This is a genomic window from Spirosoma sp. KNUC1025 (genome assembly GCF_045160025.1).
In the GTDB taxonomy this organism is placed as follows: domain Bacteria; phylum Bacteroidota; class Bacteroidia; order Cytophagales; family Spirosomataceae; genus Spirosoma.
This window is the reverse complement of the sequence record NZ_CP087139.1, coordinates 6,148,420-6,168,260: the sequence shown is the minus strand read 5'-3', so window position 1 is coordinate 6,168,260 and position 19,841 is coordinate 6,148,420. Positions and strand designations below refer to the sequence as shown.

The following is a 19,841-nucleotide window of genomic DNA, read 5'->3' as shown; positions in this document are numbered from 1 at the left end:
ACAGACAAAAAACCGGAAAGAATTTCTATTTTTAGCGGTTTAACACCAATAGACACTGTTTTTCTTCATCAGCCCATGTCGCTTTTTCGCAAAAAGACCGTAACACAAATTTTAAGTGATGCCTCAGAAGGGGAGTCAAGTAAGCTGGTGAAGACCCTGGGTGTTCGTGACCTGACTTCATTTGGCATTGCTGCAATCATTGGGGCCGGTATTTTTAGTACCATTGGTCTGGCCAGTTATAATGGTGGCCCGGCCGTATCGCTGCTGTTTGTCTTTACGGCCATTGCGTGTGTGTTTACGGCCTTAAGTTACGCCCAGTTTGCCAGTACCGTACCCGTGAGTGGCAGCGCTTATACATATGCCTACGTAGCCTTTGGGGAGATTTTTGCCTGGGTTATTGGCTGGGCACTCATTCTCGAATATGCTGTCAGTAATATGGTTGTCGCCATTTCCTGGTCGGAGTATTTCACCTCGATGCTGAGCGGCTTTGGCATTACGTTTCCAAAATACTTCGCTACAGACTATGGCTCCGCAGCCCGCGCTTTCGAACTGGTGCAACAAACCAAACAGGCGGGTACTGACCTTGCTACGTTGCCCGAAAATACACGTTTGCTGGCAGATGCCTATGCCAATGCTCCAGTGATTGGTAATCTCCATCTGATTGCCAACCTGCCTGCCGGAGCCATTACGGTACTGATTACGGCCCTGGTGTATATCGGCATTAAGGAATCACGTACGGCGAGTAATATTCTGGTTGTGCTCAAGTTAGCTGTCATTGGACTGGTCATTGGTGTAGGCGCTTTTTATGTGAAACCCGCCAACTGGTCGCCCTTTGCGCCCAATGGGGTGTCGGGTGTACTGAGTGGGGTGGCATCGGTGTTTTTTGCCTTTATTGGGTTCGACTCTATTTCAACGACGGCCGAAGAGTGTAAGAATCCCCAACGCGATCTGCCCCGCGCCATGCTCTATTGCCTGGGTATCTGCACGGTTCTCTACGTGCTGATTACCCTGGTCCTGACAGGCATGGTCAACTACAAAGAATTAGGTGTGAGTGACCCACTGGCTTATGTATTTCAGAAAGTAAACCTCGATTTTGTAGCTGGCGTAATTTCAGTCAGTGCGGTTGTCGCAATCACGAGTGCGTTGCTGGTTTATCAACTCGGCCAACCGCGCATCTGGATGACGATGAGCCGCGATGGTTTGCTCTGGAAACGGTTTTCACGAATTCATCCTAAATACAAAACACCTTCGTTTGCTACTATCGTTACGGGTTTTCTGGTGGCCGTCCCATCATTGTTCATGGATCTGAAATTCTTTGTTGATCTGACCAGCGTCGGGACGTTTTTTGCGTTCATTCTTGTTTGCGCCGGAATTTTATACCTGGATGCCAAGGGGCTTACAGCGCAGTCGAAATTCAAGGTGCCCTATATTAATGGCAAGTATATTATTGGGGTAGTTTTATTAGCCGTACTGGCGTATGCCTTAACGAAGGGTGAAGCCTTACAAACGTTAGAAAGCAAGCCGTTACTAGTGGTATTCTGGGGTGTATGGGCGATTCTTGCTATCCAGGGCTTTCGGTATAATTTCTCGTTGCTGCCCGTCATTGGCGTGCTAACCAACCTTTATCTGATGACTGAATTAGGCGCTAGCAACTGGAAGATTTTCGGTATCTGGCTGGTTATCGGCCTGGTCATTTATTTTTCGTACGGATTCCGGAAAAGTAAGCTGGCGAAAGAGGAGAACGCGGTAGGGATAGAATAGTGTTATTAGCAAAAACAATAAAGCAATGAAGGTTACAATTGAAGTGGACGACCAGGATAAGCTGGAAACTCTGATGGAGTGGCTTCGGGAGAATAAATTTCTTGATGAACTCTCTGTAAAAGCCAGCAGGGGCGATTCTAGACCAGAGATTACAAAGGGCGATAAAAGCACTGATCCAACTGCTTTGTTTGGTATATGGAAAGATAATCCAAGAACGCTGGAAGGAATCCGTAAAGATGCTTGGGGAGATCGGCTATGATTCTGTGTGACACAAATGTGTTTATTCACGCATTTAACCAGCATCAACCCACAATTGACTTGCTAGCTTCGATTGGCTTTGACAATATTGTGCTTTCTTCTGTTTCAGTAATGGAGCTGTACCGAGGAATGCGTAACAAAGCTGAATTGTTGGCAATGCGTAAAAAACTAGTATTCTATGACGTCATTCAAATTACTGCCGAAACTTCTGGGAAGGCTATCGAACTAATGGCACAATTCAGACTTAGTCATGATTTACGCATTCCTGACGCGCTAATCGGAGCAACGGCATTAGTGACCGGCATTCCACTTTTTACGTACAATACCAAAGATTTTGCCTTTATGCCGGGAATTGTGCTTCACGAGCCTTAGTGCTCATACTGTTATCACTTCCCAAAAAACATAATATGCTGCTGAGGGAGCCGATCGTCATTTTTCAGAAGTTTCAGCCCAGCCGCTTTCATTTCTTTAGTTGCCTGTGCCACGCTGAGTTTATGTAATTCCTTGATCGGTACGTTTGGGTCTTCAGCGCGGTACTCAACCAGTACGATACGGCCGCCCGGTTTCAGTGCCGACACAATATGGTTCATCATTTCGCGCGGGTACGAAAACTCATGGTAAGCATCGATCAGAATGGCCATATCAATACTATTGGCCGCTAATTTAGGATCAGACTCGGTGCCTAGAACAGGCGTTACGTTTGTAAACTTTCGTTTGACTTTCCCTTCGTTCAGGTACTCAATCATCTCCGGTTGGATATCCACGGCCAGCACCTTCCCCTGGGGTATTTCGGGTGCCATCAGAAACGTAAAGAAACCTGTTCCGGCACCAATATCAGCCACTACGTCCGTTGGTTTCAGGTTGAGTGCTTTCAGTAATAAATCGGTACGTTCTTCCCGCTCCCGCTCCGGCCGTTCGAGCCATGATGCGCCAAGGTGCCCCATAACCTGTGCGATCTCACGACCCATATAGGTTTTTCCAATCCCGTCGCGCGTAGCGTTTCGATACTGGTAGTATTTGGCACTATCGGCAGGTGACGACTTAGTAACTGTTTGCTGAGAGCTTCCCTGACCACAGGACAGCAAAGAAACGAGTAGTAAAATCCAGAGACGATCCATAATTTGGCAGGGGTTAAAGCTAAACAACCCCTTGTTAGAAACGGTTGTTCAAGAAAATCAAATACGCCTGATTATGAATCTCATTCTACATTTACTGCTCGATGCGGCCGTGATTTTCGGCCTGGCTTACCTGATGCCTCAGGTTGATGTTAAAAACTTTGGAACGGCCCTTCTGATCGCTGTACTCCTTGGCCTGCTCAATTTTTTTATAGGCTGGATCATTCGCTTCCCGTTGAACCTGGTCACCTTTTTCCTGCTGACCGGTATTGTTCGGATTGTGGTTACAGCGGTTTTACTGAAGCTGATCGACAAATTTATGGATAGTTTTACCATCGTTGGTTTCTGGCCCGCTCTCGTCATTGCGTTGGCTGTCGCTGTGGCGGGAATGCTTATTGATCGCTCAGCCCCAACACCGGAAATGGTTGAATCGGGTTATGAGGTAAGTCGGTATATAATCCGGCTGGTTGTGTGAATTGGTCACTGGTCATTAGTACTGTCAGCCAATGACCAGTGACAGCGAAGCGTAATGACCATTGACCAGCAACTAAAAAAGCCGCACCATTGCTGATGCGGCTTTTTCAAGTTCAGATGTATTCAAAAATTAATCGCTACGTCGGCCACCCATCAACAGACTGGCGTAATACAGCAACGTAGCGAGCGAACCAAGCGCGGCCACTACGTATGTCATGGCGGCCCACCAGAGAGCATCTTTCGCAAAACCGTATTCACGCTGGTTGACAACGCCGTTTGTCTGAATCCAGGCCAACGCTCTGCGGCTGGCGTCAAACTCAACGGGTAGGGTTATAAACGAAAATAAAGTTGTCAGCGCAAAAAGTCCTACACCAATTGCCAGTGGGATCGGTGTGGTTTGCAGCAGCAAAATGCCACCCAGCAGCACCCATTGCAAATAGCGTGATGAAACCGTGAGTACAGGCACCATTGCCGAACGGAGTTTTAAGGGCGCATAGGCAACCTGATGCTGTACAGCGTGTCCGCATTCGTGCGAAGCAACAGCCGCAGCAGCTACGCTCCGGCCATAATACACGTCGGCACTCAGGTTAACGGTTTTTTCTTCCGGGTTATAATGGTCGGTGAGCATACCTTCTACCGATACAACACGGACGTCATAAATGCCGTTTTGCCGTAGCATGGTCTGGGCCACTTCGGCACCGCTCATGCCATTGCTCAGGCCAATTTGAGAGTATTCGTTGAATTTGCTTCGCAAACGCCAGCTCACAAAGGCACTGGCGCCGAAGATAAGTATCATAATTAACCAGATCATCGTCAATTAGTCAGGTTTGGTTTTAATAAAACGACTAACATATTGCGTCGTTAGTAATAGAACAACAGTTGGGATTAAAAAGTATCCCAACTCTTCGCCATTTATCCAATTCCAGCACCATTCAACAAGCCCTACGCCCAGTTGGATTCGCCGAAGCTGTGCTAATAGCTTTGTTTGATACGTTCGATAAGCTTGGTTGTTGAGTAACCGGGCACTAGCTCGATCGTTTCAACCCGCCCGCCCCGGCCCAATACAAAGTCGGCACCGACGATGGTCGCTACCGTATAATCGTTGCCTTTGACCAGCACATCCGGGCGTACGGCTTCAATAAGCTCCAGCGGAGTCGGTTCGCCAAATAGCGTAACGGCATCAACAAATTCGAGGGCGGCCATAAGCCGGGCACGGGCATATTCATTGACAACAGGACGTAACGGGCCTTTGATGCAACTGACGGATGCATCCGTGTTAAGCCCCAAAATTAACCGGTCGCCAAGATGACGGGCTTTTTCGAGGTAGTCGATATGACCCAGATGAACAATGTCGAAACAACCGTTGGTAAAAACAATCTGCTGCCCATCGGCACGCCATCGATCCGCCTGAGCAATCGCCTGCTCGCGGGTTAGAATTTTGGATTCAGTCATAAAGTGAAAGTCGGCAATTATCGTTCCAGCCGGATTGCCTTTGGATCGTCCAGAACGTCGGGGAGGTCGGTAGTTTTATTTCGACGTAGCAATACGACCAGTAGCGCCAGTATGCCCAGAATGATAATCATGATGGTCGAAACCCCGTGAATGAATGTCGCTAGTACCTGCCCGTCCTGACTGGTTAGTCCGTACAGAAGCGCAACCTGCCCAACCAGTAAATGAAACGAGCCAATTCCTCCCGGCGTAGGCGCTGCCATTCCCAGCGAACCCACCACCAAAATGGTCAGTCCGGCTAGTGGACCGAGGTTCGTTGTGGCTGGCATGGCAAAAAACAGACTGAACGACATCAGATAATACATCGTCCAGATAAGCAGAGTGTGTAGAACGAAGGCACCTGGCCGACGTAGCTTACGGACACTCAACAGGCCAGCCAGCAGCCCTTTGGCGAAACCGCTGACTTTTTGATAAAGCGGATGCCTACCCAGTGCTTCACGATATCGATTGAATAAGAACCAGCCCAGCAACGCTACGCCCAGCAGACCTGCGACGACCAACAGCAGAATTCCCGAACCGCTGGAGCCTTTGGGAAGCTTACCACCCAGAAATTCCATGAAGAACTGACTCAGCCGGTTAAACTCCAGGATGAACGTAGCACCGAGCAAAAGCATCAGCATTAGCAGGTCAAACAGCCGTTCGGCTACCACCGTGCCAAAACTAACGTTGACCGGAACGCCGGATAGCCGGTAAAGCGTACCGCAGCGGGCCACTTCGCCAGCCCTGGGCAGGGCAAGGTTAGCCAGATAGCCGGTTAAAACGCTGGCCGTCGTATCAAGCGAGTTTGTTCGCTGCGGAATAACCGGTTCCAGTAAGATACGCCACCGTTCGGCCCGGCTCCAGTGGGCTACTATGGTAAATAAGGCAGACAGCAATACCCAGCGATAATCGGCCGCGCTGATTTTTTTCCATAAGTCGCCTGCATCGAGGTGACTTTGCTTGAATGTGAACCAGAGCAATCCCCCCGCAATGGCCAGCGAGATAAGGTACTTAAGGATATTTTTTAAATTCATAAGCCAGTAACGCGGATTACCAACCGCGTTGAAGTGAATGAAATCGCGGCTTTCAATCCGCGTTACTTAGCTGCAAAGTAACGGAGTTTCGGTTAAAAGGCTGTTAATCCTTTACCAGCCGGTTGTTATCATCCGGGAAAACGACAGTTGGTTTAAAGCTTTTTGCTTCATCGGCCGTCATCATAGCGTACGAGATGATGATAATGATATCGCCAACCTGCGCGCGTCGGGCGGCTGCTCCGTTGAGGCAAATAATGCCCGAGCCGCGCTCGCCTTTGATTACATAGGTCACGAGCCGCTCCCCATTATTGTTGTTGACGACGTGCACCTGCTCATTTTCCAGCAAACCAGCTGCATCCATCAGATCTTCGTCAATCGTAATACTTCCGACGTAATTGAGTTCTGCCTGCGTGACTTTGACGCGGTGCAGCTTCGACTTTAATACGGTAAGAAACATGATTTGTTAAATAATGCCGCCCGAGCCCTGAACGTAGCAATAGCTATCCTTAGCGAACGGCACCCCAAAAACAGCCTTGCCTACGGCTTGGTTCCGGCAGGAAGCGTCAAGCCGGAATAGCCTTTGCTGTTGTTAATACACGGCCATTTCGGGTTCGATATCCCGCGCCCAGGCATTGATACCCCCTTCGAGGTTGTACAGATTGGTCAGACCATCCTGTGCGTAGAGGTATTGAGCTACGTTGGCTGAGCGGATACCGTGGTGGCAATACACGACAACCGGCCGGTCGGTCGGGATACGTTTGCGGTTGTTCGGTATCATATCGATCGGAATCAGTACGGCACCTTCTAAGTGGCAAAGGTCATATTCGGGCCGCTCGCGGACGTCCAGCAGGAAGATGTTGTCGCCTTCGGCCAATCGTTCGGCTAACTCACGAGCCGACATTTTCTGTGGCCCCTGCGAACCGGGATCAGGTCGTACTCCGGCCGTAGCCAATCCCTGTTCAGCAAGCTCTTCGGCATTGATCTGACGCCTGGCTTTTATTTTTTGCTGACTCATTGCCAACAAATCGATCATCAACAGATGCTCGGTGAGTGGTTCGCCGATTTCCGTTATGAGCTTAATTACTTCATTGGCCTGATACGTACCGATAACGCCCGGCAAGACGCCCAGTACGCCCGTTACGTTGCAATTCGGAATTTCGATTTCGTTGGGATACTCAGGGAACAGACAGCGGTACGTAGGCCCTTTCCGACCATTTTTAAGATCGGCGTTCAAAACGGCAACCTGTCCTTCGAAGCGGTGGATGGCGCCGTATACGAAGGGTTTATCCAACGTAACACAGATATCGTTTACCAGATACCGCACCTTGAAATTATCGGTGCAGTCGACCACTACGTCATATTCGTCAATAATGGCGCGGGCATTGCTGATATCGAGCGCCATGGTGTAGGTATCAAAATTGATTTCGGGATTAAGCCGTTTGAGGTGATTGACAGCAATTTTGGCTTTGGGTTTGCCGACCTCATCGGTTGTGTAAATCACCTGCCTTTGCAGATTGCTCAGGTCCACTACGTCCGGATCAATAACGCCAATTCTGCCAACGCCAGCAGCTGTCAGGTACAGGAGAACCGGACAGCCTAACCCACCGGCTCCCACAACCAGTACGCGGGAATTTTTTAGTCGTAACTGACCTTGTGCGCCTATTTCGGGTAAGTTCAGGTGTTTCTGATAGCGTTGTTTTTCAGAAGGTACTAACGTTGTTGCTTCCATGATATAATGCGTTACGCAATTCAAGAGGATGGTGCATTAATCCAACAGATTTGTGCTGGTTAAAATTGCGCTACATTGAGTTAAAGGTAAATATTTTGCAAACGTATAGGCAATACTTTTTTTCATTACTATTGTCCCGTCAAAATCCTAACGTTTCTCAACTATGAACCATGTGCGTTTTTCGGGCAAGCTATCAATCACAGCTGGCCTTTTGTCTCTTGCCATAACCCTTAATGGAAACCCAATCAAAACGACTCTTTCTTCCCACGAACCCAGCGCGGTTAGTACGCTGAAAAAAGGCGGCTGGGAAAGTTTATTCGACGGGAAAACGCTCAAAGGATGGCATACGTATCTGAAAGAAGGTCAACCCATTTCCGACAAATGGACCGTTGATGATGGGGCTATTCATCTGGCATCGGGTGGCGCGGGAGACCTCGTTACAGACAAAGAATACGGCAACTTTGAACTCGAAATCGAGTGGAAAATTGCCGAGGGCGGCAATAGTGGTATCATCTACCACGTTCACGAAGACCCCAAATTCAAAGCCACCTACCAGACTGGCCCGGAAATGCAGGTGCTGGATAACGAGCGTCATCCGGACGCTAAACAGGGTCGTGATGGAAACCGTACGGCGGGTTCGCTCTATGATCTGCAGAAGCCCGTTACGCCCAATGCTGCCAAACCGGCCGGAGAGTGGAACAAAGCGCGTCTGGTCATTAACAACGGCAAAGCGGAGCAATACCTGAACGGTAAAAAAACGGCAGAGTACTCCACCAGTGGTCCTGAGTGGGATAAAATGGTTTCAGAGAGTAAATTTAAGGGGTGGGAAGGCTTTGGTAAGTACGATAAGGGGCACATTGCCCTGCAAGACCACGGCAACAAAGTCTGGTTTCGCAATATCCGGATACGCGAACTGTAATCAATGAGTGAAAGAGCGAAAGAGTGAATGAGCCAATAGCAGCCCATCAATCACCTTTCGCACTTTCACTCTTTCACTCTTTCACTTATTATGATACGCCGAACGGCTCTGAAAACCTTAACTGGCACCGCCCTGACGTTGCCTGCCCTGACGGACTCTCTTGCCCATGCTATGACTCAATCTGAACAAACGGCTCCCACGCTGAAGGGACGTATCAATCATTCGGTTTGTAAATGGTGCTACGGTAAAATCCCACTCGAGGACTTTTGTAAGGCAACAAAAGAAATGGGAATTACAGGTATCGATCTGCTTGGTCCCGCCGAGTGGCCTGTGCTGAAAAAATATGGCCTGACCTGCTCTATGCCACAGGGCGCTGGAAAGGGCATTCCCGACGGGTTCAACAATCCGAAATTTCATGACGAACTGGTGGCCAGTTATGAAGCAATTTTCCCTAAACTCAAGGAAGCTGGTTACGATAAAGTTATCTGCTTTTCGGGCAACCGGCGGGGAATGAGTGATGAGGAAGGCATGAATAACTGCGTTACCGGTCTGAAACGGCTGATGCCCAGTGCCGAAAAGTACGGCGTTACGATGATTATGGAATTGCTCAACAGCAAGGTCGACCATAAAGATTATATGTGCGATCATTCGGCCTGGGGAGTTGAGCTGTGCAAAAAACTTGGCTCGGAAAACTTCAAATTGCTGTACGATATCTACCACATGCAGATCATGGAGGGCGATATCATCCGGACCATTCGGGCCAATCACCAATACTTTGGTCACTACCACACGGGGGGAATCCTGGACGTAATGAAATCGACGAAACCCAGGAATTGTATTACCCTGCCATCATGAAAGCCATTGTCGACACGGGCTACAAAGGCTTCGTTGCGCAGGAGTTCATTCCCAAACGCGACCCGCTCACCAGTCTGAAAGAAGCGGTGTTGTTGTGTGATGTTTAAAAAAGAGGGGAGTAAAGGAGGAGGGGAAGAAAGGGACAAAAGGGATTATCAGTAAATCCCCCTCGTCCCTTTCTTCCCCTCCTCCTTTACTCCACTTACACCTTTTTATAATTCTTATACTCTCCAACCCGCCAGCCTGTTAGCTTTTCGATAAAGGTCAGGAAGCGGACTCTTGGGGAGTAATGCTTTTGGCTTGTGTCGAACGTAAACGGCCAGTTCAGCCGGTCGACGCGGGCTTGCATAACGGTCGGGTGCGTACCCGTAAAGTGCGCCAATGAATCGATATGGCTGTAGTCGAACTCCTCCAGCCGGGCTTCGGCTTTGGCAATATTTTCTTCCGTATTCCAGAAATAATTAGCGTAACGGAGTCGATTTTTCTGGAGTTCAGGTGGTTTCACCCAGCCGTAGTGATAGATGTAAGCGTCAATTGGCTTCACGTTTAATTTGCGGTTATCGCGCGTCCGAAAGCCCTGTGCATCTTTGTAGGCGACTACGTTGCCGGTATTGCGAATAACTCGTATTTCGTTTCGATACCATCGCCGGGAGTCGCCAACGTAACTATACGAACCGTAGAAGTGTAAGTACTTGAACAGTAGGCCCTCAACGCTTTTGTCGGGCAAGTACGTTTGCATGGCTTCCCGAACCACAGGAATGTATTGTTCATGCAGCACTTCATCGCCCTGAATATAAAATGCCCAGTCGGCATCGGGTGAAACGGCAGCCAGGGCTTTATCGGTTTCCTGTGCCAGTACCCGCCCACCTGTTCGTGCATTTTGATCCCAAACAGTGTGGATGATCCGAATTTTATCGGATGGAATGGCCTTGATCAACGCAAGCGTATCATCGTCAGAATCGCCGACGGCAATCACAAACTCATCGCAGAGTGGCAGCACAGACGTAATAGCTTCTACAATGGGGTAATCGAACTCAACGGCATTACGGATAAAACTGAATCCGGCTACTTTCATGGAAAACAAATGAAATGGACTACGAACCGGTAAAGATAGGGCCGTTTCGGATTTGCTGTCTGATTTTGCCAGCGATCAGGATGCCAGGCCGTACTTCATGGCGAATTTGACCATGCCAACTACACTTTTAACCCCCAGTTTCTGCATCAGGTGTCGGCGGTGAGTCTCTACAGTTGGAATGCTGATAAACAGTTTCTGGGCGATTTGATGCGTCGGATTTTCGTCGGCGATCAGCCTTAATACGTCAACTTCGCGATCCGTGAGGGTTGTCAGCAGGTCATGGTCCGTTGTTTCGATCTCTTCCGCAAGTGCTAATTGTTCCAACACGTCGTTGCAGAAGTAGCGTTGACCCGATTGCAGGGTCAGAATCGCTTTTTCAAGTTCGTTACGTCCAGTTCGCTTAAGCATATAGCCTGCTGCGCCCGCTCGAACAGCCTCGCGAATCGTGCGGGCATCCTCCGTCATTGTCAGTAGCAGGACTTTTACAGCCGGATGCGTATTTCGCAGAAGCAGCGTGAGATCAATTCCCGACAGGTGCGGCATATGCAGGTCGCAAAGCAGTACGTCTACCTGTGTAGTAGCCAGAACATCGGGTACACGACGGCTATCGTTTACGGTCCCAACAACTTCTACGCCGGGTACCGACGTAAAGAGAATTTTCAGGCTATCCAGAATCAGTTGATGATCGTCAACAAGTAACAGGCGTGTATTGTCCATAGCATCATTGACGATAAATATACGGGCGATGTGGTATGAGTAAAAGCTAAAGCAACTCGTAGAAGCTAGAATACGAATAAATTTCTAACAAGCTCAAAATAAACTATTTATCGGTAAATTTAATTGTAAAATTGCGACATTTTTAGGCAAGCCGATGATGCGCTGAAATCCGGAAAGTGAAAATCTGGCCTCTTCTAAAACCGCACTATTTTTCGCTGAGCAGGCTGTCCGCCTACATTCAGTTGCATGAAATAAACACCCGCAGCTGGCAGTGAACCCGCAGGCAAAGTTTCCTGATGTGCTCCGGCGGATTGGTTCGGCCAATCGATTACATGAATGGTCTTGCCAGATGCGTCTGTTACCGTAAGCCGTACATCTGTACGTTTCTGAAGCTGGTAACGTAGCGTAATGTCGTTTGCTGAGGGATTCGGGCTGATCGTCAGGTCGAATGAATCGTTCGGTTCAGTAGCCAGCACTGTAACGCCGAAAAGCTGAACAGCCGTGTCCATCCAGTCTAAACGGTTTTTTACCCAGGTTTTCAAAAAATCGACTTCCTGCTGATACGTTTGTCCGACAAACCCATTCGGCCAGACGTAAACCCCGATTACCGGCCACCGCTGAAAATTTCGCGTGCGGGCTTCGGTCAGTACGTTCGCTACCGAGTCGATATAGCTATGAACAACTTCCGTTCGTAGCGTGCTTTTACGAAGCGATTGGTATTTGATACGTACCTTCCGGGCAAATGCCTGATCGCTCATCAGCCGGTCCCACCAGAATGGCATCTGGAACGCATCTGATGGGCAGGTACGGGTAAAATCGAAAATCCAGCCTTTATAATCGCCACCGGGGCAATAGTTGACATTGCCATAAGTCAGGTTGTAGTCCCAGATTGGCCCCATGGTCAGTTTACCGCCTTTGCTTGCCCGATCTTTATAAAAAAACGTGCTGAGTCGGTAACCGTCTACGTTCCGGCACACTTCTGTCAGGAGCAAATAATCAATAAACGAATCATCGTTGATGTATTTTCGATAGCCCGTTAGTGAATCCTGATACTGAGCGCCTTTGAGCGTATTTTCAAAATCGGTTATGAATTGTTTTGCGTATTGAAACTGTTCTTCGGCCAGATCTTCCAGTTTTGGGCGATCAATCTGAATTGGGATATTCGGTCCGTTGACGCTTGGATAAGGCGAATTCCAAGTGCGGGATGGCGAGCCTTCTGTTTTGTCAATCTTGAAAATGTACCCACCTGTCAGAGCGTCGCCAGCTACGTCGGTTTTTTTGATATTAGAAATATCGATCCGGTTTTTATCGCGCTTGATCTTCTCAAACAGAATGTAAAGCCCATTATAACTCCCATTCAGAATTACTTCGCAATACCGATAGCGGGGGGTGTAATACTTGCTCATCTGCCGGTTCAGATCGTAGGTAAGCGTTTCCCGAATAAGCGTTTTATCGTTATACGTAGCGTTCAGCACCCAGTCCGACTCGGCGGGCATACCCAGCAGCGAAGTATTCACGGAGTTTAGTCCCGACGTATCGCGCAATTCAATTCCATAAGGTTTTTTAGGGAAAAAGTCCTGTGAGGTAGCTCCGCGCATCTCAATGCCTATTTTGCTGCTAAAAGCCGGGGAGTCGGTTACGTTGTTCCGTTTCCCGGAACCGTTGTCGATGATACGTAATTCGGCTACAATTTTCGGCTCATCCAGAATCGTCTGGCCGTTGGTATTGATAATCAGTATAGGAAGGTTCGATGAAGTAAGCGTTTGTGCTGAAGTGCCCCTCGACATCAGAATCACAGTCAGTAATAAACACAGAGAAATAGTACGCATGCCGCCAGGGTAAACCGTTTAGCTATAAACATACAACTATTTATTTGGATAAATCGGGTCAGAGCACCATTAAAAAAGGCCGATCCATTGGACCGGCCTCCTACGTTACGCGTGTTGTCGGGCGTGTTTCCCTTCCCGGATTTCTTCAATCATCTTTCGATTGAAGGCCGGTATATCGTCGGGTTTCCGGCTGGTAACCAGTCCCTGATCGGTTACGACTTCCTCATCGACCCAGTTTGCACCTGCATTTTTGAGGTCCGTCTGTATAGACGGGTAGGAGGTAAGCTTCCTGCCCTTAACCACACCCGCTTCTATGAGCATAATGGGCGCATGGCAGATAGCGGCTACGGGCTTCTGAGACTCAAAAAAATGCCGGACAAACTGGACAGCTTTTGGCTCCATACGAAGTTTGTCGGGATTCATAACCCCACCGGGCAGAAGCAAGGCATCATACTGACTCGGATCAGCACCAGCAAGAGGCAAATCGACCGGGAATGTTTCACCCCATTCCGTTTCGTCCCAGCCTTTTACTTCACCGCCTTTAGGAGCAATCAGATGCGTGGTCGCACCCGCTTCCTGTAAGGCTTTACGTGGTTCGGTCATTTCAACCTGTTCAAAGCCATCGGTAAGCAAAATGGCCACTTTCTTTCCCTGCAATCGTTGTTGCGTTTCCATAGTACGTTGAGAGTTGATTATCTGTATAAAACTCCCTGAATGGCCGGAAAGTTATCAGAAGTTTTAATTCTGCATGAGCGGGGAATAGGAGCTATAGGATAAGAGTTTGTGCCATTTTTATGTATATGTAAAATTAATTTCTAATTTAATGACAATATGGTAACTGATTTTGGCAGTAGAAACCAGTCTAAAATCGGCTACTGAAGCATACGTAATGACAAACTAAAAAACCTCTTTTATGCTCAATTTCCCAAAATTGAAAAACACAGTTTTGATTGGTTTACTGGCGGGTTCGCTGCTACCTGGCTGCCAGCCATCAGTCAACTTGACACCAAACATCGATACGTCAACGCACTCAGCCCGCCTATTGGCCGTGTCGTTATCGGAGGGGTTCGAAGTTGGATCGACCAGCCCTAAAACTGCTTACGACGTATCGCCAACGGGATCGTCCAGTGGCGACAACGTAACGCTACAGGCTAAATCATGGAATTTATACGACGTAGTCATTGGTAATCTCAGTGGCGATTTAAAAGCGGGTTCATGGTCGGCGCGGGTACGGAACACGGGTAAAATTACCATGCTGTTCGACCAGACGTCGGGCATCAGCACCGTTACGGTCAAACATGGTACGTATGGTACCGACGCATCGAGCCAATGGGGGTTATGGTTTTCAACCAATAGCGGCAGTACCTGGGCGCAGTCGGGCGCAAACGTAACAACGACTTCGACGCTGCAAACGCAGACGTTTGCACTGAACGTAAGCGGCACAGTACGTATCGAGATTCGTAAATTATCGGGTTCGACTAATCGAATTAATATTGACGACATTGTCATTAATGATTACTCGGGTGGAGGCACCCCGACAGGTAAGAAATTCCTGTTTGACGCGGGCCGACGCGAAAATGCGGGTAGTGCCGACTGGCAGATTGATGCGGATGGAACCGAGAGCGTCCCTATTTATACGGGCGGTACCACGGTAGAAACCAAGGCGCAGCGTTATCCGACGCCATCGTATACCGGCATTACGGCATCGACAACGGAAACGTACTGGAAAGGAGGCATCTCGGCCTGGGCTGTCGATCTGGTAAAGCGTGGCAATCAGGTCGAAACGCTGCCATCGGGTGTAGCGCTTACCTACGGTAATACGTCGAACGTGCAGGACTTGAGCAATTATGACGTTTTCATCGTAGTTGAACCGAACCGGTTGTTTACGGCGGCCGAGAAAACTGCCATTATGAATTTTATTTCAAACGGTGGTGGCCTGATGATGGTAGCTGACCATACGGCGCCGTCGCTCACGGGTACTGATCCAAATGGCTATAATCCTTCTGATAGAGATGGCGATGGATATGATTCGCCCCGCGTCTGGAACGATCTGATGGCCAACAACGGCATGAACAACAATAAACCTTTTGGTTTTGTGGTCGATTACGTCGACATCAGCGAACAGCCCACGACAAAAGTATATACAGGGACGAATACCAACGCGCAGAAAGTGCTGGGTGGTTTGGCCGGAACAGCCTCAAAATTAGCCTTTTACAATGGTACAACGGCCACCTTGTATCCTGCTAATAATGCTACAGTTCAAGGGTTATTCTGGCGCATGAGCGGTACGGTAGGCAGTGCTACTAACGTAATGGCGCTGCTCGCTACGTATGGCAGCGGGCGGGTTGTGTTTGTTGGGGACAGCTCCCCGGCCGACGACGGAACGGGCGATACAAACGACAATCTGTTCAACGGCTGGTCGGGTGATGTACCATCGGGTTATACGTCGCACCCGGCATTGCATATCAACGCTTCGTTGTGGCTGGCTAAGGTCCAATAAATTTTTCAGTCGGTTTCATACGATAAAAAAACGTGTGAAACCGACTGAAGGTTATGTACACATTTCCGGGTAAAAGCAAGATTAAGTTAAAATCGAAGGCAAAATGTAGGATTTTTAGAGCATTTTGTAGCAGGTACTGACTAATACGTATAAACGTTAGGGTAAAAAGGCAGGGCTGATACGTTTTGAAAAAAAAGCTCTTTTGCGTTTGCCGATTTAACTGCTAATTTCACCACTCTAAAACGAAACACGATCCTTTAAGCCTTATGTCAGCTTCCAAACGCGTCCTGATTGCCGAAGATAGCTCTGTTATCCAGAATCTGGCCCGCAAAATTCTTGAGTTTCAAAACTATGACATCACGGCCGTTAAGAACGGTGAACAAGTGCTGCAAATTCTTGAAAAAGAAGATTTTAGTATCCTTCTGCTCGATATCAACATGCCTTTGATGGATGGTATGGAGTGCGTTCGGCGTGTTCGGGCCTTACCCGATACCGGTAAAGCGAATGTACCCATTGTGGCCATTACAGGCAACGCCAAAAACTATACCGAAGAAGAATTTAAGACAGCTGGTTTCAACGACGTACTCGTGAAACCACTCAACTTCGACCGGCTGGTTGAGGTAGTTAATCAACTGACAGATAAATAATTGTTGAATGATTGAATGATTGAATAGTTGAATGATTGGATGGACATAAACAACCACGAGTCAGTTATTCAATCATTCAATCATTCAACTATTCAATCATTATGCTTGTCACGCTGCTGGGTACGGGAACATCGTCGGGAGTGCCGCTTATTGGATGCACATGCGAGGTATGTCGTTCCGTCGATTTTCGGGATAAACGGTTGCGGTCGTCCGTCCATATTGCCGTAAACGGACGCAGCTTTGTCATCGATACCGGCCCAGATTTTCGTCAGCAGGTACTTCGCCTGAATCTACTGCAGCTCGATGCGGTTCTGTTTACACATGAACACAAAGATCATACGGCAGGGCTTGACGAAATCAGAGCCTACAATTTCCGGTCGGGGCAGGACATTCCCGTATATGGCCGCCCGACGGTTCTGTCGCAGCTGCAGCGGGAATTCGCCTACATTTTTGCCGAAAACAAATACCCCGGTACTCCTCACGTACGGCTGCACGAAATTAGTAATGAGCCGTTTACGATACTTGACGTACCCGTGATACCCATCGAGGTGATGCACCATAAGCTCCCTGTATTTGGGTATCGAATAGGCGATTTTACGTACCTCACCGATCTTAATTACATTTCTGAAGAAGAGCTGGAAAAAGTATACGGTACCAAGATACTTGTCTTGGATGCCTTGCAACGTCAGGCACATATATCCCATTTTACACTCGATCAGGCCGTTGCGCTGGCGCAACGTATCAATGCCGCCCGAACTTATTTTGTCCACATCAGCCACAAACTGGGCCTGCATGGCGAAGTTGAACGGGAGCTACCTCCCAATATCCGGCTGGGTTATGATGGTTTGCAGATAAAACTGGACTAGAACCAAGCCGGTTAGTGAGCCATGAAGTGATTTCGTCTGAGCCAATACCGCAACCAATTCAGTCAACGCATCGTTACCCAGTCAGGTAGACAACCATATACGATGCCGACGCTCATCAAACCCTCCCGTTTATTTTCTAACGAATTTTTAGCCTCGTACCGGCAGCAGGGCGACGTCCCCGCCGATGCAGTAATTGCCGCTGTGGTTGAGGCTGAGGGGGCAGCCGGACTGCGATCATTAATGAAGTGGCTGGCTAATCCAGATGATACGTCCACAAACGGACAACTCCCAGCTGTTCAGCATTTTTTTGTGCAGTACGCGCACCTGCCCGCTTGGGCCGAGCCGGCCCGGATGAATCGGGGAATGGCATTTTTTAAAAAACATGCGCAACAGATCAGCCTGACACTCGGGTTTTATTCCCTGCCATATTCCTATCTCGGTGCGAATGGCGCACAGGTACTTTGGCTAACGGAACGGATCAAAAATGATACGTCCCGCCGGTTGCAGGAAACAGGCGAATGGGTTTTTGCGGTTAATAATCCAAAAGAATGGCTGAGCGGCAGCGCGATCACGAAAACCTTGAAAATCCGCCTGATTCATGCCGGAGCGCGCTGGTTTACTCTGCATTCGGGACGCTGGAACATGGAATGGGGGCAGCCTGTCAATCAGGAAGATATGGCTGGCACCAATCTGACGTTCTCATATATTGTTCTGCTGGGACTACGAAAAGCGGGCGTGAAAGCAAGCGAGGAGGAGGAAGAAGATTACCTTCACCACCTCAACGTAGTGGATTCAATAAATGGTGTTGTTGAAGAGCTAATTCCGCAAAATCTGCGCGAAGCGTTCATGCTTGGTCAGGCCATCTCCCGGCGGCAGTTTGCCCCTTCGGAAGCAGGAGTAGGACTAACCCGTTCGTTGCTCGATGCCATTGCCCGCCAGTTGGGTACCGCCAATCCGGAAACCACCCGGAACCTCGCAGCCGGTGAAATGCGTTTCTTTCTGGGCGATCAATATGCCAACTGGCTCGGTATTCCCGACGTGCCGGTTGAAAGGCGCTTGGTCAGGCTGCTGAATCGGTGGCCTGCTCTCCCAAATCAATTATCAAGTCTGTCGTATTAATCAGGGCCGTTGGGTGTAAATTCCCGACTGGAATTGTTGGTACTACAAACCGTAAACCATCCTTTACAGAGTTGCTTCAGTTAGAACCTATTGCCGCTTTAGCCACCGCACCCGGTATTGGTGCCATTGCCGTACTGCGCGTATCCGGTGAAGGGGCCATCGAGATCACCAACCAAATTTTTCGGGGTAAAGACCTTACCAAACAAACTTCGCACACCGCTCATTTCGGCACGTTACGCAATCCCGACGGCAGCATCATTGATGAAGTAGTAGCGACCGTTTTCCGTGCGCCAAAATCGTTTACGAAAGAGGACGTTGTCGAGATTTCGTGCCACGGTTCAGAGTTTATCATTCAACAGATTCTCCGTCGGTTAACAGCCGAGGGGGCTCGGCTGGCTCGGCCGGGTGAATTTACCCAACGAGCTTTTCTGAACGGACAATTTGATCTGGTTCAGGCCGAAGCTGTTGCGGATCTGATTGCGTCGGATTCGGATGCCAGCCATCGTGCTGCCCTGACGCAGTTGCGCGGAGGTTTTTCGAAGCAACTGAAAACGTTACGTCAGCAGTTGATTGATTTTGTGGCCCTGGTCGAACTGGAACTCGACTTCGGCGAGGAGGACGTTGAATTTGCCCACCGTGCGCAACTCCGCCAGCTGATGCTCGACATTCGACGGGTTTTGCATCCATTAATCGATTCGTTTTCAACGGGAAATGCTATAAAAAATGGTATTCCGACGGTTATTGTGGGTAAACCTAACGCTGGAAAATCGACCCTGCTCAATGCCCTGCTCAATGAAGAAAAGGCCATCGTTTCGGATATACCCGGTACCACCCGCGATGTGATCGAAGACGAATTGTTTATTGATGGACTCCGCTTTCGGTTAATCGATACGGCTGGATTGCGCCAGGCGACCGACCAGATCGAAGCCATTGGGATTGAACGTACCCAGCAGAAAATGCGCGATGCAGCCTTAGTCATTTATCTGTTCGATGGAAAAAATATTCTTCCCGCCGAGTTGGAAGCAGCCATCCATGAAGTGCAGGAATCTGGCAAGCCGTATCTGCTGGTCGGGAATAAACTGGATGCTATCGACGCCACCCGGCGACAGCTACTGGAAGCCGTGGCGCAGGAAAAAATTGTTTGGATTTCGGCCGCTCAGCAAGCCCATCTGGACGAACTAAAAACGGCATTGTCGAGCCGCGTCCGAACGGATACCGCCGTGCAAACAGGCAGCGCAGTAGTAACAAATGCTCGTCATTATGAGCACCTTACCGCTACCGATGAGGCCCTCGCCCGCGCTATTTCGGGTTTGGATTCCGGCGTAACACCCGATTGGCTAGCTATGGATTTACGCGTGGCACTCCAGCATTTGGGTGAGTTGACTGGTGAGATAACAACGGACGATCTGCTCGACTCTATTTTCAGCAAGTTCTGTATCGGAAAGTGATAGCAGT

Annotated in this window: 20 protein-coding genes and 1 pseudogene; 11 read left to right on the top strand and 10 right to left on the bottom strand. The window is 49.0% G+C overall.

Features of this window, described 5'->3' with window-relative positions:
* Window positions 1-75: 75 nt before the first annotated feature.
* From LN737_RS27020 to LN737_RS27010, 3 genes are read left to right on the top strand one after another with little or no spacing between them, the layout of a single operon-like run.
* Window positions 76-1,761 (top strand): amino acid permease, encoded by a 1,686-nt coding sequence (locus tag LN737_RS27020; protein WP_405513762.1) that lies wholly within the window; start codon window positions 76-78, stop codon window positions 1,759-1,761.
* 25 nt (window positions 1,762-1,786) lie between these two features.
* Entirely contained in the window at window positions 1,787-2,020 is a 234-nt protein-coding gene (locus tag LN737_RS27015) for a hypothetical protein (protein WP_405513760.1), read from the top strand.
* Window positions 2,017-2,391 carry a type II toxin-antitoxin system VapC family toxin gene (locus LN737_RS27010; RefSeq protein ID WP_405513758.1) on the top strand — a complete coding sequence of 125 codons (375 nt, stop codon included), beginning with the start codon at window positions 2,017-2,019 and terminating at the stop codon, window positions 2,389-2,391. Before LN737_RS27015 ends, LN737_RS27010 begins: the two co-directional genes overlap by 4 nt.
* A gap of 14 nt (window positions 2,392-2,405) precedes the next feature.
* Here LN737_RS27010 and LN737_RS27005 read toward each other — a convergent pair whose 3' ends face one another.
* Window positions 2,406-3,137, bottom strand: a complete 732-nt coding sequence (locus LN737_RS27005) for a class I SAM-dependent methyltransferase (RefSeq protein ID WP_405513756.1) — start codon at window positions 3,135-3,137, stop codon at window positions 2,406-2,408.
* A gap of 73 nt (window positions 3,138-3,210) precedes the next feature.
* Here LN737_RS27005 and LN737_RS27000 point away from each other — a divergent pair, with 73 nt between their 5' ends.
* The gene (locus tag LN737_RS27000; protein WP_405513754.1) at window positions 3,211-3,609 is read left to right on the top strand and encodes a phage holin family protein; all 399 of its coding nucleotides are present in this window, start codon (window positions 3,211-3,213) and stop codon (window positions 3,607-3,609) included.
* Between the two features lie 129 nt (window positions 3,610-3,738).
* Here the strand turns inward: LN737_RS27000 and LN737_RS26995 are convergent, their stop codons facing one another.
* From LN737_RS26995 to moeB, 5 genes are all read right to left on the bottom strand, one after another.
* A complete protein-coding gene (locus LN737_RS26995) occupies window positions 3,739-4,404 on the bottom strand; it encodes a zinc metallopeptidase (RefSeq protein WP_405520546.1) in 666 nt (221 codons plus the stop codon).
* A 176-nt stretch (window positions 4,405-4,580) separates the two neighbouring features.
* The gene (gene rfaE2, locus LN737_RS26990) at window positions 4,581-5,060 is read right to left on the bottom strand and encodes a D-glycero-beta-D-manno-heptose 1-phosphate adenylyltransferase (protein WP_405513752.1); all 480 of its coding nucleotides are present in this window, start codon (window positions 5,058-5,060) and stop codon (window positions 4,581-4,583) included.
* A 17-nt stretch (window positions 5,061-5,077) separates the two neighbouring features.
* Window positions 5,078-6,130 carry a lysylphosphatidylglycerol synthase transmembrane domain-containing protein gene (locus tag LN737_RS26985; RefSeq protein ID WP_405513750.1) on the bottom strand — a complete coding sequence of 351 codons (1,053 nt, stop codon included), beginning with the start codon at window positions 6,128-6,130 and terminating at the stop codon, window positions 5,078-5,080.
* 103 nt (window positions 6,131-6,233) lie between these two features.
* Entirely contained in the window at window positions 6,234-6,587 is a 354-nt protein-coding gene (gene panD, locus LN737_RS26980) for an aspartate 1-decarboxylase (RefSeq protein WP_405513748.1), read from the bottom strand.
* A gap of 132 nt (window positions 6,588-6,719) precedes the next feature.
* Window positions 6,720-7,859 carry a molybdopterin-synthase adenylyltransferase MoeB gene (gene moeB / locus LN737_RS26975; RefSeq protein ID WP_405513746.1) on the bottom strand — a complete coding sequence of 380 codons (1,140 nt, stop codon included), beginning with the start codon at window positions 7,857-7,859 and terminating at the stop codon, window positions 6,720-6,722.
* Between the two features lie 163 nt (window positions 7,860-8,022).
* On the opposite strand from moeB, the gene LN737_RS26970 reads away from it, so the two are divergent.
* Together LN737_RS26970 and LN737_RS26965 are read left to right on the top strand one after the other, a co-directional pair.
* The gene (locus LN737_RS26970; protein ID WP_405513744.1) at window positions 8,023-8,778 is read left to right on the top strand and encodes a DUF1080 domain-containing protein; all 756 of its coding nucleotides are present in this window, start codon (window positions 8,023-8,025) and stop codon (window positions 8,776-8,778) included.
* 90 nt (window positions 8,779-8,868) lie between these two features.
* Window positions 8,869-9,740, top strand: a pseudogene (locus LN737_RS26965) (hydroxypyruvate isomerase family protein).
* Window positions 9,741-9,835: 95 nt separating this feature from the next.
* Here LN737_RS26965 and LN737_RS26960 read toward each other — a convergent pair.
* From LN737_RS26960 to LN737_RS26945, 4 genes are all read right to left on the bottom strand, one after another.
* On the bottom strand, window positions 9,836-10,708 hold the full coding sequence (locus LN737_RS26960; protein WP_405513742.1) for a glycosyltransferase family 2 protein: 873 nt from the start codon (window positions 10,706-10,708) through the stop codon (window positions 9,836-9,838).
* Window positions 10,709-10,783: 75 nt separating this feature from the next.
* A complete protein-coding gene (locus LN737_RS26955; protein ID WP_405513740.1) occupies window positions 10,784-11,425 on the bottom strand; it encodes a response regulator transcription factor in 642 nt (213 codons plus the stop codon).
* A 194-nt stretch (window positions 11,426-11,619) separates the two neighbouring features.
* Entirely contained in the window at window positions 11,620-13,254 is a 1,635-nt protein-coding gene (locus LN737_RS26950) for a CotH kinase family protein (RefSeq protein WP_405513739.1), read from the bottom strand.
* 105 nt (window positions 13,255-13,359) lie between these two features.
* Window positions 13,360-13,929: a type 1 glutamine amidotransferase domain-containing protein gene (locus LN737_RS26945; protein WP_405513737.1), complete on the bottom strand. Its 570-nt coding sequence runs from the start codon at window positions 13,927-13,929 to the stop codon at window positions 13,360-13,362.
* Between the two features lie 238 nt (window positions 13,930-14,167).
* On the opposite strand from LN737_RS26945, the gene LN737_RS26940 reads away from it, so the two are divergent.
* From LN737_RS26940 to mnmE, 5 genes are all read left to right on the top strand, one after another.
* On the top strand, window positions 14,168-15,754 hold the full coding sequence (locus tag LN737_RS26940; RefSeq protein WP_405513735.1) for a hydrolase: 1,587 nt from the start codon (window positions 14,168-14,170) through the stop codon (window positions 15,752-15,754).
* A 266-nt stretch (window positions 15,755-16,020) separates the two neighbouring features.
* Window positions 16,021-16,401: a response regulator gene (locus tag LN737_RS26935; RefSeq protein ID WP_405513733.1), complete on the top strand. Its 381-nt coding sequence runs from the start codon at window positions 16,021-16,023 to the stop codon at window positions 16,399-16,401.
* 101 nt (window positions 16,402-16,502) lie between these two features.
* Window positions 16,503-17,267, top strand: a complete 765-nt coding sequence (locus tag LN737_RS26930; protein ID WP_405513732.1) for an MBL fold metallo-hydrolase — start codon at window positions 16,503-16,505, stop codon at window positions 17,265-17,267.
* Window positions 17,268-17,369: 102 nt separating this feature from the next.
* Entirely contained in the window at window positions 17,370-18,386 is a 1,017-nt protein-coding gene (locus LN737_RS26925) for an oxygenase MpaB family protein (protein ID WP_405513730.1), read from the top strand.
* A gap of 71 nt (window positions 18,387-18,457) precedes the next feature.
* Complete coding sequence (gene mnmE / locus LN737_RS26920) at window positions 18,458-19,834, top strand: tRNA uridine-5-carboxymethylaminomethyl(34) synthesis GTPase MnmE (RefSeq protein WP_405513728.1); 1,377 nt, start codon at window positions 18,458-18,460, stop codon at window positions 19,832-19,834.
* The last annotated feature ends 7 nt before the right edge of the window (window positions 19,835-19,841 follow it).